Below are 14,261 nucleotides of genomic sequence, written 5' to 3' on the forward strand. Positions count from 1 at the left end.
CGTCCGGGTTCCGCCGGGTGGGAGCATCGTGGGGTTCCGGTCGAAGAACTCGATGTGCTGCGAAGGAGTGAGTGTCCGATGACTGTCTCGTCGGTCGACGCCGCGTGCGTCCACTCCCCCTTCCCCCTCGCCTGACCGAACCCGTGCAGTGGTCCGGTCGGCATTCACCGACCCGAGGATCACACCCACCATGTTCGATTCCGGACACCTTCTGCCCTACGGCTGGAACGACACACTTTCCGACACCTTCGACAGCTTCCCCGACGACGGCCGCGAGCCCGGCCGGGTGATCCGCGTGGACCGCGGTCGCTGCGACGTCGCCGCGCCCGCCGGCGTCGTCCGCGCCCTCGCCGGTGAGCGCACGCTGTGCACCGGCGACTGGGTGACACTTCACCGGCGCGGCGACGACATCACCGTCGCCGATCTGTTCCCCCGCCGCAGCACGATCGTCCGTTCGTCGGCGTCCGGCCGGTCCGAGGGGCAACTCCTCGCGGCCAACGTCGACACGGTGGTGATCGCCGCCGCGCTGGACACCGCTCTCGATCTCGGGCGCATCGAACGCCTGCTCGCGCTGTCGTGGGAGAGCGGCGCGCAGCCGGTGGTCGCACTCACCAAATCCGATACCGTGCAGGACGTCTCCCTCGCGACCTCGGAAGTGGCGGCGGTGGCGCCGGGCGCAACCGTGGTCGCGGTGAGCGCCGACACCGGCGACGGCGTCGACATCCTCACCGCCGTGATCGACGGGACCGTCGCCTTCATCGGACCGTCGGGCGCGGGCAAGTCGACGCTCGCGAACGCGTTGCTCGGCGCGGACGTGCTCGCCACCGGACGCGTCCGCGAGGGCGACAACAAGGGACGCCACACGACGGCGCACCGGGAACTGCTGCCGCTGCCGTCCGGCGGCGCCCTGATCGACACGCCGGGACTGCGGGGTGTCGGCATGTGGGACGCGGCCGACGGCATCGACAAGACGTTCCCCGAGATCGAGGAACTCGCGGCGCAGTGCCGGTTCGCGGACTGCTCGCACGAGGCCGAACCCGGCTGCGCGGTTCTCGAAGCGGTGGCCGGCGGCGCGCTGCCCGAACGCCGACTCGCCAGCTACCGCAAGCTGATTCGTGAGAACGGATGGATCGCGTCGCGCAGCGACGCACGGCTGCGGGCCGAGCGGGAGCGCGAGTGGAAGAGCATCGCCCGTTGGCAACGGCAGATGTACCGCAGCCGCGGTCACTGACCGGGCGTCCGGCCCGCACCCCGGTTCACTCCCTGAGCCGGGATGCGGGTGGCAACATGGGGTTATGTTCGATCTTCGGAGAAAGGCCCGTCTCAAGTTTCAACGTGCCATGTCCGAGGTGGTCGCCGAGTCCGACCGGCGGTCCCGCGAGCTCACCGAGAACCAGCACGACCAGACCCTGGCCGAGCTGAGCGCGACCAACCAGGAACTGGCCCGGGTGCTGTCCGAGCTGTCGGATGCCCGCATCGAGATCTCCGACGTCCAGCAGCGGCTCGGCGAACTCGAACAGCAGGCCCGCCGCGACATCACCCAGGCGCTGGACGTGCGGGCCACCAACGAGGCCGCGGAGTTCGTGCTCGAGCACATGCCGAAGGCGCCCGTGTTCTGGAACCCGCAGGACACGTTGCGCTACGGACTGTCGCAGGTGGAGATCGAGGGGCTGGCCCTCGAATTCGGGGTGGCGTCGGGCGCGACGCTCCGGATCATCGTCGAACAGTTGAAGGACGCCGAGCACGAGGTGTTCGGGTTCGACGTGTTCTCCGGGCTGCCGCAGACGTGGCGCACCGGCTTCCCGGCCGGGGAGTTCGCGCAGGAGAAACTTCCCAAGGTGCGGGGTGCGGAGTTGGTGCCCGGACTGTTCGAGGACACGCTGTCGGGCTTCCTCGAGAAACACCCCGGACCGGTGTCGTTCGTGCACCTCGACGCCGACCTGTACTCGTCGACGAAGTCGGTGCTCGACCGGCTCGAACACCGGCTCGTCGCGGGCACGGTGATCGTGTTCGACGAGTTCTTCAACTTCCCCGGCTGGCAGGAACACGAGTACCGGGCGTGGACGGAGTTCGTCGACCGCACCGGTGTCGGGTTCGAGTACCTCGGCTACACCGCCAACCACGAGCAGGTGGTCGTGCGGATAGTTTGACGGTCGATTGGTCACCCACGAGCCATAAGAACATCTGGTCAGGTCCTATTACGCCCTGAACCGAGCAATACCCCTGCCCGTTCGCGGGCACCGCCGCCCTCTGGCACGGCCACAGCGCACAAAGCGGCGGTCCCGGACACAAGTCAAGAATCACGATTCAGCGCCCGTAGCCGAAGGCTAACGCTCGCCAAATAGGTTGCCAAGCAATAATTTTCGAAGCGCCGATAGCGGATATCATGTAAACTAGACTGCCCCGTATTTCGTCGGATGCATCATCGGCTTAATGCGAGCAACCGCTCTACCTCGACCCCCAACGGCGGGCGATCCGGGGCGTTCCGGGCAGGTGGTGGCGTGCCCGCACTTCCGACTGCCCACAGCGACGACGGTCCCGAGATCCGGATCGTCGCGACCGCCTGACCCGGCAGTCTGCGAATCTTCCGTCCAGACAGAACTGTCCCCGCGAATGCCGATCCGCGGGGCCGTTCCGGTGTGTGTTTGTGTTTACTTCAGTACGGGTGCCTCGCCGCCTGCTTCGACGATCTCCGCAACGACGTCATCGGCCGCGGCATCCCCACCTGGCAGATCATTCACCACCACACGGCAGCCACCTTGCCCCAACGTGAGGGGGCATATGCGCGCCCGAGCCCACGTCCGGCACCGGTGATCAACGCAACTCGACCTTCGTAGTTCAACATCGTTGTTCCTCCATCTTGTGGAGTGATTCTGCTGTCTGTTCGATTCGACTCGAGAGTGTGCCCGGCCGGTTCAGCTCTCACGCGGCGATCTCGTGGTCCCGATCACGTCCGAAGAGAACCATTCCTGTTACAGACAGGAGCAGTGCGGATCCGCTGAACATGCACGCCGAAAAGTAGGATCCGGTGAAGTCGCGGATCAAGCCGAAGATGAACGGGCTGCACGTCGCGAACACCACGACGGTCATCATGGTGGTGTTGTAGGTCTCTCTGAAGTGGGTCCGGCCGTATTTGCGCAGCATGAAGAAGGCCGGAAGCTCAGCCTGCGTGCCCGAGCACATACCGATCAGTCCGGCGGCAAGTACCACTACGGCGGTGGGGAAGGACGAGTTCGCAAACCCGATGACGAACGCCCCGGACGCGCTGAAGCTGAGCACTACTGCCGGCACGAGGAATGGGCGAACCCGGTCGAGCAGCAGTCCGTTCACGAATCCACCGATTGCGGTGAACACAAAGAAGATCGACAGCGTTCCGGTCGCCAGTTTGACCGAAAGGCCGGCCTCCAACATGATCGCGGCCAGATTGGCCACGAAGCCGGCAGCTCCCAGCGAGGCGACGCCGATCGACACTGCCAGCGCCCAGAACCTGAAGGTTCGTCGTGGGCTGACGACCTGTTGCACAGCCTTCGGTGGTGTCGGTCCCTCGACATCTATCCCAGCCGCATTCACGTTCACGGTCGTGTCGGGTTCCGGTCGTTGCCGGACCAGGAAAACCGTTGCCGGCAATGCCACGAGAAGCATGAATGCCGCCAGAACCAGATATCCAGTCTTGAAGCCGTAGCTGTAGATCGCCGATGACACCAGGGGCACGGCGATGATCGTCATCGAAGCCCCACCGCCGGACAGTGCAATGGACAGGGCACGACCGCTGTTCTTGTGGAACCACGTGGAGAGCGCCGTCACGTACGGGCTGTGCCACGCCAACGAGCCCACGATGCTGATCAGCGCAGCGAATCCGTAGTACACGGCGAGATTGAACGGCACCAGATAGACCAGGATGAGCAGCGCAGCGGTGGCGATCACCCCGAACGTCGCAACCGAACGCGCTCCGAAGCGCGTTATGAGCCGACCGACAACGGGAAACGCTAGACCCCAGACCAATTGGACCACCGGAACGATCAAGATCGTCGTCGTGCTCCAGCCGGTGGCCTCTTTGATCGGCTTGACGAACAGTGAGAATGTGAGCAGAAACAGGCCGGCCCCGGCGCCAAAGCCCAGACTCGAACCGAGCAGTGCTCGCCGCCCGGAACGCCACTCGCTGAGTTCTGGGTCGTGCCTGCTGGATTGCTGATCGATAGTCTGGCTCACGGTCGCTCCCTGATTCACGAGTTCCAAGTTGTCTTGTGGGCATCCCGTCGCCAACGGGACAGTAGGCCAGCCATCGCAGCGGTTGGCGTCGGCCTCTGCGGCCCGTACACGTTTGTGCGCAGGCGGTGGTGGCACCACTGAACGGTTGCGACTGCCACTGAATGGATATTAGTGATCCACGCCACCGAAAGTCAATATCGAGTCCACCGTTGCCTGGTACACGAGGTTCTTCGACCGACCTGCCGACCGTCACATACCCGGACTCGCCGAACGGCAACTCACCAGTGACGCGGCCCTGACACTCGATCCATGCAGCGCCGGCAGCCCGACGGTCGCACTTGAGGCAGGCGGCATGGAGGGCCCTCGCCGACCTCGAGGACCACGACACCATCCCGGGAGTCGATCATCGACGGCACAGCGACGATCACCGCCCCCGCGGCCAATCGGATCAAGATCATGACGCAGCGCCACGCCACGTCAGAAATCGGCGTCTCTACGACGCCATCGACCAGTGGGCGTTCTGCGCGTTGTCGTCCAGTCCGGGTGCCCGAGAGTTCTACGACCAGCGACGCGACGCCGGGGACCTGCACCACCAAGCGCTCCGCGCGCTCGGCAACCACCTCGTCGGCATCCTCCACGGCCGCCTCCGCCACCGCACCCACTACGACGAACACATTGCCTGGGACCACTGTCGCACCGCCCAGCCGCTTGACGACTTACAGCCCTGGGATGTCTAACCGAAGGTCGATGATCATCAAATACCCTGCTAGAACGCATTTTCGCAGTACCGAAAAAGACCGTAAGGGTTTGTGCCCGGCGCGCGGATTACGGCGGGATCGAATATGCAGAGGTACCCGTAGTAAGCCGCGGGCGCTGTCAGACTCACCGCATGTCACTCCAGATTATGTGCGCTCCTGGTTATTCGCACGGCCTGCGAATACGACCACCCGGCGGTAACGCTCCGCTGCCATCGCCGAGCGCTCATGTTGAACCCCACCGTCATGGCCCATGTCTCGCAGGCCAGCCCGCGACCTTGACTTTCACTGACTGCAATATACTCTCATTGAGTACTAGTTGGCGATGCTCCGCGCCACCCGAAACAGCATCGGGGCTCGGTCCGGCCCTTGCCTTTCCGGCAGCGCAGCCATCCTCGACATTCCCCTCCGATGAGATATTCGATAGGAGCCACCATGACCACTCCCACGGACGAGGCCAGGGTTCAGTGTTTGACCGCCAGCGAGAACTCCGTACTCGTGAGCGGCGGGGCGAGCGCGCCGACCGGAATGGGACCGGACTCGCCGTGGTTTGAGACCCTGACCCCGACGTCATATCTCGATCGCGCCGCTGCGGCGCATGGAGATCGGGTCGCGGTGATCGACGGAGACCAGCGGTGGACGTACAGGGAACTACACGAGCGGTGTATGCGCCTGGCGGGTGGGATCGCCGAGCTGGCCGACGGTCGGCCGGTAGCAGTGTTGGCGCCGAACACACACGTACTGCTGGAGGCGCACTTCGGGGTGCCGTGGGCGGGGGTACCGCTGGTGGCGGTGAACACCCGGCTGTCTGTGAGCGAGGTAATCTACATCCTGCAGCACTCGAAGGCCGCAGTGCTGATCCACGATCCGTCGTTCGACGAATTGGTCGATGAGGTAGTCACCCAGCTCGATGCGCCGCCAGGCCGGATCCGGGCCGGACAGGAGTACGAGGCGCTGCTGGCCGGCGCAGAACCACTGCATCTGACCCCGTCGGACGAACGGGCACTGTTGTCGATCAACTACACATCGGGGACAACAGGGCGACCGAAGGGCGTGATGTACCACCACCGGGGGGCGTATCTGCAGTCTGTCGCGATGGTGGGACACACCGGATTGTCCCCATCGTCGGTGCACCTGTGGACGGTGCCGATGTTCCACTGCAACGGCTGGTGCTTTCCGTGGGCGGTGACGGCGGCCGCGGCGACGCATGTGTGCCTGCCGAAGGTCGACCCGGCCCAGGTATGGCGGCTGATCCGAGAGGAAGGCGTCACCCATCTGAACGGAGCGCCGACGGTGCTGTCGATGATCGCGCACGCGAAAGAGGCGGCGCCGCTTCCGGAGGGGCATACCGTCCGGATCGCGACGGGCGGGGCCCCGCCCTCGCCGGCGATCCTTCGGCGAATGGACGAGTTGGGATTCGAGGTCACACACCTCTACGGACTGACCGAGACCTTCGGGCCGGTAATGCTGTGCGATTGGCGGCCGGAGTGGGACTCGCTCGATATGGGGGCGCAGGCACGGCTCAAGGCCCGCCAGGGTGTCGGGAACATGATCTCCGGTGCGGTGCGGGTGATCGGCAACGACGGTGCCGACGTCCCGGCTGATGGGACCACTACAGGACAGATCGCGTTGCGTGGCAACAATCTGATGCTCGGATATCTGGATGACCCGGAAGCGACGGCGGCGGCGGCACCGGACGGGTGGTTCCGGACCGGCGACATCGGGGTTTTACATCCGGACGGGTACGTGGAGCTTCGGGACCGGTCGAAGGACGTGATTATCTCGGGCGGGGAGAACATCACGTCGGTCGAGGTCGAGCAGGCGATCATGGACCATCCGGCGGTGCTGGATGCAGCGGTCATCGCGGTGCCGGACGAGCGGTGGGGCGAGGTCCCGGCGGCATATGTGACTCTGCACAAGGATGCCTCAGCGACCGAGGAAGAAATCGTCGAGCACGTGCGAGGCAGGTTGGCGCGGTTCAAGGCGCCAAAGACGGTGACTTTCGGGGAGCTGCCCAAGACCTCCACCGGGAAGATCCAGAAATACGTGCTGCGCGACAAGGCCTGGGCGGGGCAGGAGCGCCGAATCCGCTGATGCCTATCGACATTCATGGTTCGACGACGGTTGACGGCACCTGGTAGGTGCGATACCCGGCAGGTGTGACGGAATGTGTGGTGACGCGCGAGGCTACATTCGCCGAGTCACGCGCCACAGGCGCACCCGCCGGGCAATCGGTTCGATGCGCAGGTGGTCCATCTCATTGTTGTACTCCAACGTTGTACTCCAACGCCACCCTCTCGAGGTCGTTCTGGCAGATCTTGCGCCGATGCCCGGCTCGGCTTCTCCGCCCTTCTCTCGCGATACTCCGTACCGGGCCACCGTCGCGTCGTAGTAGGGGTTCATCTCTCGCTTCCGTTCGCCGTTGGGCAAGGCGGGTCCAGCACTTGTCCCACCAAATCCAACCCCACTGCTAATGGGTGAGACTACACTCCATTCAATGGGAGTCATTGTGATCTCGCTGCACCGTTACGGGTTTGTCCCTCGCCCGTAGCGGGGGCGCAGCGTCGGACTAGAGTTGCCCAGCGGTCGTGATGACGACCCTGTCGAGACACACGAAGGAGAGTTCGGTGCAGGCACTGGAACGGATCTTGGCGATCGTGGATTCGGTCTCCCGCGCGCCTAGCGGCGTCCTGCCGGCCCGGGTGGCAGAAGAAAGCGGACTCTCGCTGTCCACCGTCGTTCGCCTCTTGCAGTCTTTGCATGACGAGGGCGTGCTCTTGCGCTCGGGCACGACCGGTCAATATCGCATCGGACCTCGGCTCATCAGTGTCGTGGGCCGCGCGACGCACTCTTTCGACGTCCGCGCCGCGGCGGCCCCCGTCCTGGAGCAGTTGCGGGACACCAGCGGCGGCGAAACCGCGTCGCTCCACGTCCGCAGCGGAAATCAGCGGATCTGCATCGCAGCGGCGTACACCACGCATCCTTCCGGCCGGATCGTGCCCGTCGGGCTGCCGCTTCCTCTGACCGGTTCGGCCGTCGGGCACGTGCTGCTCGCCCAGTTGGACGACGCCACATTCGACCAGGTCGTCGACTCCATGAAGTTGGCCCCGAAGGCGAAAAAGTCCCTTCGCTTACGTGTCGACCAAATACGCAATGATGGCTACGCCGAGTCGGCCGACGAGTCGGTAGAGGGCGTCCGCGGTGTCGCTGTACCAATCGGCCGCCAGGACGATGGGGGAGCGCTCAGCGTTTCCGGACCGTCCGATCGGTTCCTCGCCAAACATGTGCCCGCCACCCTCGACCGCCTCCGCCATGCGGCAGCACTGATGGAGGAGTCCGGTCTGCGGCCGAGCACGATCCGCCTGACCTAGCACCGGGAGGGATCGCCCGACAGGCCTGGTGACAGGACTTGCCATCAGCGTGGCGCGTCGAACCCGAGTCTGTGTGCGTCGGGCAACCGCATGGACGACCCAACCGCTCATCGGCGGTTAGGTCGTAAACGCCAGGTCGGCGTGGCGCCTACCCGCCACGGCCACGCTGTTTCACCGAGACTGGTTTCAGACCCACCGCTCATCGAGCACGGCGCCGGCCCCCCTCCCGGCCGAGTCCCGCGACATTGCGCCGGCCAACCGCACACGGCCTCCACTCACCCCGTGGGAGTTTCTGCGAGCAGCAACCCGTCGGACCACTGGCCGACCGGCGAACTGGCCGCAGCTGGCTGCCACACAGCCCACGCTGCGCCGATCATCCCGACGACACAGCGTGGGGCGATGTCGATCCCGCGGCGGAGTGCGTTCAATTCACTCGCGGTCGCGCGGAAAAGACGCTGCCCAATCCGTGCTGGACTGATCGTCCACTGCCGCGAGGCCGCCGAGGAAGATCTCACTGGTGGTAGCACAACACATTCAATGATATTGATATGTCATGCTATAGAATGAGACTAACTTTTACTGAATGGGAGTTCTGATGGATGTCGTTCGCGTCGCCGGTGCCGCCACCACCCAGTTCGGGCGCCATCAGGACCGCTCGCTGGGGTCCCTGGCGCAGGAGGCGGCTCGGGCCGCCCTGGCCGACGCCGGCCTCGAGCCCGCGCAGGTAGACGCCGTGGTGTTCGCGAACGCCGCCGAAGGGCTGTTGCGCGGTCAGGAGATGATCCGGGCGCAGGTCGCCCTCCGCGGTTCCGGCCTCGACGGGCTCCCGATGTTCAACACCGAAAATGCCTGCGCCTCGGGCAGCAGCGCCGTACACCTCGCGTCGCTGATGCTCCAGGCCGGCCGCGCCGACACCGTCCTGGTGGTCGGCGCCGAGAAACTTCATCATGAAGACAAACAGCGGTCATTCGACGCGATCGAATCCGGGGTGGACCGTTCGCTGACCTCCCCTGCGAAGGTCCAGGGGTCGGTGATGATGTCGTCCTACGCCGCGGAGGCGCAGGCCTATGCCGAGAGGTACGGCGCCGTCGACAATGCACTGACGGAAATCGCGGTCAAGAACCGTGCGTTCGCCGCTCACACCCCGTATGCCCAGTTCCGGGCGCCGATCACAGCCGCCGACGTGACCGCGAGCCGCATGGTGGCGGCGCCGCTGCGCCTGCTGATGTGTTCCCCGCTGACCGACGGCGCCGCGGCGCTGGTCCTGCGCAGCGCCTCGGCCGGTGGAGCGGGTCCCACGATCATGTCCAGTCATGTGAGCAGCCACGCCCCGGATGAATCGGTCGTCCACAACGCCGTGCGGCGTGTCTACCGGGAAGCCGGGTGTTCCGCCGACGACATCGACGTCTTCCAGCTCCACGACGCCAGTGCCATCGCCGAGCTGTTGCAGTACGAGGAAATCGGACTGGCACCGGCCGGTAAGGGTCGCGAGCTCGCGCTCGACGGCAGGACCGGCCCCGGAGGTGATCGCCCCGTCAACACCGACGGGGGGCTGATGAGCCGCGGACATGCCCTGGGCGCCACCGGAGTGGCCCAGCTCGTCGAACTCACCGCCCAACTGCGGCGACAGGCCGAGGGACGGCAGGTGGCCGATGCGTCGACCGCCCTGGCCGTCAACGCCGGCGGCTGGATGGGACACGACTACGCCACCTGCGTGGCCACGCTGATGACAAATTCCTGAGATCGGCCGCCCGGTGGCCATTGCCCAGGACCGCGGACAACACGTAGTCCACGGTCCTGGCGGCCCGACCTAAGTGCCTGGTTGAGCCATACCCGCCACACAGCCCGAAACTCGGCACGAGCGACGTCGTCCGCGCTAGATACCGGGCAGCCGTATTCCCTTACACCCGAACGCAGTAGCGGTGGCATTCGAATCGCTCATGAGCAAGCTACCTCAGCCAGATCCTGCTCGCGTTGTCCGAGGCCTGTCAGCTGGGTCGCGTCGCCGACACCGACGGCACGTCAGCGGCGGGCCCGGATGCCGTCGTTGAGCGCGCCGAACAGCTGCTCGCGATGTGGCGACAACATCGTCCGCAGACGGGCGACATCTTGATGCGCCACTCCGACGCCTCACACGGGCGATCGGAGCAGCGTAGATGATCGTCCGCCGGTCTCGGCGCGTGCCTGATCACGGAGTCCGCAACTGGCTGGCCACCAGTGCGCTGGACAACCCTGATTAATCGCTGCCGAAGCCACAGAATGCGCCTTCGGCAGCCGAACCGGTCAGGACGCTGCGGGTGCGCGGCCGGGCGGCGATCGTGTCGCCAGCTCGGGCGTATACCCGGCCTGATGTCGGTGAGGTGGCCGATTCGGGTATACCGCGGCTGAATGCGAGGACAGCCCGTGGCCACACGCTGGCAGCGAGTCGATCACGTGAGCTGTTGTGCGTGGCAACGGAACGTGGTGGGTATCCAAGAACTGGCCGTGCCCGGCAACCGACCTGCCCAAACGTCAACGACTGCTGCACGACAGCGGTTGCCGGTTGCCGCACCCTATCGCGTTGCCCCTCAGGAATGGGGAGCGGCATTCGTCATACCGCCGTCGACCACGATCTCGGTTCCGGTGACGAATTGGGCGTCGTCGGAGGCCAGGTACGCACTTGCCCGGGCGATGTCCCACGCGGTGCCCTGCCGCCTCAGCGGAACGAGCGCCGCCCGGTCGTGCTGTAGTGACTCCCGTGCTTCGGTGTCGAGGTTGCGGTAGGCCACGGCGACGGTGGGGGTGTCCACGTAGCCGACGACCACGGAGTTGCACCGGACGTTGTCGGGCGCGAATTCGACCGCGATGGCGCGGATGAGCTGGTTGGCGGCAGCCTTACTCGACGAGTACGCCGCGAACGGCTGCCCGACCGAGCGCATCGAGGCGATGGATGAGACGTTGACGATCGCTCCGCCGCCAGTGCGCTTCATGTGCGGGACGACGGCCTTCGCGGCCAGGAACAGGCTGGTGACGTTGACGCGAAACATCAGGTCCCATTTCGACTGCTCGTAGTTCAGGAGGCTGCCGATCGAACCGATTCCGACATTGGCCTGCAGGACGTCGATTCGGCCGAAGGCCTCGATGGCGGCATCGACGAAGTGGGCAACCCCGTCGGCGTCCGAGACGTCGGCTGTCACGGTGATGCACTTGGCGCCATGTTTCTCGACCAATTCGGCCGTGTGCGCCAGTGCATCCGGGTTGCGGTCGACGAGAACGAGTTTCGCGCCCTCGTCCGCGTACACGACGCTGGTGGCACGCCCGTTTCCCCAGCCGTCCGCGATCGATCCGGCCCCGGTGACGACGACGACCTTGTCCTCGAATCTTCCCACAGTCTTCCTTTCCCATTTTCGCTCCCGGCACGTGCCTCGCGGTGGACACAGCCGTCACACCATTATCGATCACGAACTACCAATGAGCAAGAGTAAATGCCATTGAATGGCGGTTTGTGGCGCTGAACTGGCGTGGGGGCTCATCCACTATCTTCAGCAAGGGCGCCCCGCCCCTGTGCCACACCCCCGCCGCCATCGACATAGGCCACACCCGCTCGCTAGCGTTTGCATCTAGTGATAGTTGCAATTGCCCACTGGAAGTTGCGGCCCTGATGGGCACCCGAGCCCTGGGCCGGCAAATGCTGCGAGGGCGGCCGAACCGCCGAGCCTAGTCGTCGCGGGCGCACAACCGAAGCCTCACCGCAGATTTCGTTGAGACGTGCTTTTCACGTCAAGACCGAAGGACTCCGTTCGTGCACCACATCGATGACCCCACTGCCGTGACCGCCCCCGCCCTGAAGTCGCACCCCCGACCCCGCCACCCCAGCTCACCGCGTGGGGCATCACCGGCATGCTGGCCCTGCTCTGCCTTCTCGATGCGGCCGACAAGACGGTCTCATCGCGCAACCGCTGAAGGAAGACATCGGGCTCAGTGCGTCGCAGATCGGCTCGCCGCTGACCTTCGTTTCAACGTCTATTGACATAGATCACACCTCTTATGAGCTTTTGCATCAAGTGATAGTTGCAACTACTCACTGAGAGGTGTTCTCCTGGGTCGCGCCGGAACATTCCGCGTAGAAGCCCACGCGGCCAGCCCGCCGCAGTTCCGGAACCCCGGCAACAACCGACCCGGTGGAGCGAATCGACAACCGAAGAACTCCGGAAGGGAACCCACACATGAACAAGTATCTCGAGGCGACCGTGGCGTGGTACGAGAACATCGCCCGCGAAGGTCGCGAGAACCCCAGTGCCCACCGGCGCAAGATCTGCCAGAACTACCTCGAGCACGCCGCCCTCGAGTACAGCAACGATCGCTGGCGCGAAATCTTCTTGCCGACCCGCACGGTGTCGAACCCGCTGTACAAGGTGCGTTGGGGCACACCGGAGACCATCACCTATGAGGGGACCGAGACCGTTATCAACGAGTTCTACTCCGTGCTCAAAAACTCGGGCGGCGCACTGACCAACCAGGACGAGCTGCTGTCGGTCGCCGACTGGGGCTTCTCGTCCTTCCACACCAGCAACCTCTTTCGCACCGGAGCGCAGGTCATCGAAGAGGGATTCGCCGAGGAGGGCGCCGTGGAGCCGGAGGGGCTGTACGCCGTCGCGACGAAGACGGCCATGTACTGGTTATACGACGAGAACGCTCTGCTGATCGGGGAGCACGTCTATGAGATGGAGCCGCCGTCGGTCATCCCGGTGTCGGAAGAGGACTGGGTCTCGGTCGAGGATCTCGCTCGGTTGATCAAGCCTTACCTGCCCACCGGGCCCGAGGTTGGTAGTAGCGACGCGTTCCGCCAGCCCCAGTGCGGCATGGGATAAGTAACTCGACGGACAGGGCAGGAACCGACGGCCCTCGTAGACCTGTGCCGTCGCGTACCGCAAAAGGTTCCTCATTCCCTATTAGAAGCGTGAATTTCTATGAACTCTCGTGAGTATCGGCTATTGCGTCAGAGACGTCGCGCCGCCCGAATCGAAGCGAACCGGGAGAGCTGCCGTCCTGACACCGAGGCCGAACGCCTCATCGGGTTCGCCCGAATGTGGGCTCCATTTGGAGGCGCTTCCGAGGAGGACATCCTTGTGCACTTTGGACGGACAACGTACCGGTTCATCGACCGGTTGTGGCAGGCTATCGCTGAATCGAAATACGCGGAAGACGATATGCTCCTCATAGCGAGCGTTTATCCGCAACAATGGAAGACGAGCGAATCCTCACCCAATCGTTGACCGATTACCCCGGCAGACACCGGCGATTCGATAGATCCCAAAATCGATCCGGCGTTTGCTGCGCTCACCCCATTGGGTGTGGCCTTCGTCGACGCGGAGGACCAGGCCGATGCCGTTCTCTGGCTCGCATCGGACGGGTCGCGGTACGTCACCCGGCCAGACGCTCACCGTCGAGGGCGGCTGGTCTGTGTGGACGAAGTAGGTCGGTGAAGATCGTCCTGGGCCCAACTCGCACGGGCAACCTGCGATCAGAACTAGCTTCACCCGCGCTTCATGATCACCAGCAGGTCGATCGCGCTCTAGCCGATTATGGGCGTGCAGGGACCCCGCCCATAATCGGCTAGTGGTGTGTCTCGGATTTAGTTGATCTTTTCGAGTGCGACGCGGCCGCGCGCGACCTTGGCGAGGATGGATTCGGCGGTCGCGGTCCATTCGTACGGTCGGGGGTTTTCGTTGTGGGCGTCGAGGTATTCCTCGATCGAGACGATGAGGTGCGGCACGGAGTGAAAAACCCCGCGCCGCAAAGCTTTGTCGGTCAGCTCTCGGAACCAACGTTCGACCAGATTGAGCCACGACGAGGAGGTGGGAGTGAAGTGCAGGTGAAACCGTGGATGCTTGTCGAGCCAAGTCCGGACCTTCTCGTGTTTGTGGGTGGCGTAGTTGTCCAGGAT

General features: G+C 64.6%; 9 protein-coding genes and 2 pseudogenes. 7 read left to right on the forward strand and 4 right to left on the reverse strand.

All coding sequences use genetic code 11. The features are described from left to right. Positions 1-148 precede the first annotated feature (148 nt). On the forward strand, positions 149-1,231 hold the full coding sequence (gene rsgA / locus CA951_RS36920) for a ribosome small subunit-dependent GTPase A (protein WP_087561587.1): 1,083 nt from the start codon (positions 149-151) through the stop codon (positions 1,229-1,231). A gap of 64 nt (positions 1,232-1,295) precedes the next feature. Beyond that, the gene (locus tag CA951_RS36925; protein WP_087561588.1) at positions 1,296-2,150 is read left to right on the forward strand and encodes a class I SAM-dependent methyltransferase; all 855 of its coding nucleotides are present in this window, start codon (positions 1,296-1,298) and stop codon (positions 2,148-2,150) included. Between the two features lie 516 nt (positions 2,151-2,666). Here the strand turns inward: CA951_RS36925 and CA951_RS44665 are convergent. Continuing rightward, positions 2,667-2,845, reverse strand: a pseudogene (locus CA951_RS44665) (SDR family NAD(P)-dependent oxidoreductase); the annotation flags it as partial. Between the two features lie 77 nt (positions 2,846-2,922). Then, a complete protein-coding gene (locus CA951_RS36930) occupies positions 2,923-4,344 on the reverse strand; it encodes an MFS transporter (RefSeq protein ID WP_179220441.1) in 1,422 nt (473 codons plus the stop codon). A gap of 335 nt (positions 4,345-4,679) precedes the next feature. Here CA951_RS36930 and CA951_RS36935 point away from each other — a divergent pair. From CA951_RS36935 to CA951_RS36950, 4 genes and pseudogenes are all read left to right on the forward strand, one after another. Then, positions 4,680-4,946 (forward strand): annotated as a pseudogene (locus CA951_RS36935) (IS110 family transposase); the annotation flags it as partial. A gap of 546 nt (positions 4,947-5,492) precedes the next feature. Next, positions 5,493-7,058, forward strand: coding sequence for an acyl--CoA ligase family protein (locus CA951_RS36940; protein ID WP_087561601.1), 1,566 nt, complete (start codon positions 5,493-5,495; stop codon positions 7,056-7,058). A gap of 533 nt (positions 7,059-7,591) precedes the next feature. Further along, positions 7,592-8,335: an IclR family transcriptional regulator gene (locus CA951_RS36945; RefSeq protein WP_179220442.1), complete on the forward strand. Its 744-nt coding sequence runs from the start codon at positions 7,592-7,594 to the stop codon at positions 8,333-8,335. Positions 8,336-8,930: 595 nt separating this feature from the next. Beyond that, positions 8,931-10,076, forward strand: a complete 1,146-nt coding sequence (locus tag CA951_RS36950; RefSeq protein WP_087561591.1) for a thiolase family protein — start codon at positions 8,931-8,933, stop codon at positions 10,074-10,076. 826 nt (positions 10,077-10,902) lie between these two features. Here the strand turns inward: CA951_RS36950 and CA951_RS36955 are convergent. Next, positions 10,903-11,703: an SDR family NAD(P)-dependent oxidoreductase gene (locus CA951_RS36955; protein WP_179220443.1), complete on the reverse strand. Its 801-nt coding sequence runs from the start codon at positions 11,701-11,703 to the stop codon at positions 10,903-10,905. An 837-nt stretch (positions 11,704-12,540) separates the two neighbouring features. On the opposite strand from CA951_RS36955, the gene CA951_RS36960 reads away from it, so the two are divergent. Next, a complete protein-coding gene (locus CA951_RS36960; RefSeq protein ID WP_087561593.1) occupies positions 12,541-13,185 on the forward strand; it encodes a hypothetical protein in 645 nt (214 codons plus the stop codon). 764 nt (positions 13,186-13,949) lie between these two features. Here CA951_RS36960 and CA951_RS36970 read toward each other — a convergent pair. Beyond that, positions 13,950-14,261, reverse strand: a 312-nt coding sequence (locus CA951_RS36970; RefSeq protein ID WP_179220444.1) for a transposase, incomplete at its 5' end; no start/stop codon positions are given.

It is taken from the genome of Rhodococcus sp. NCIMB 12038, assembly GCF_002165735.1.
In the GTDB taxonomy this organism is placed as follows: domain Bacteria; phylum Actinomycetota; class Actinomycetes; order Mycobacteriales; family Mycobacteriaceae; genus Rhodococcus_F.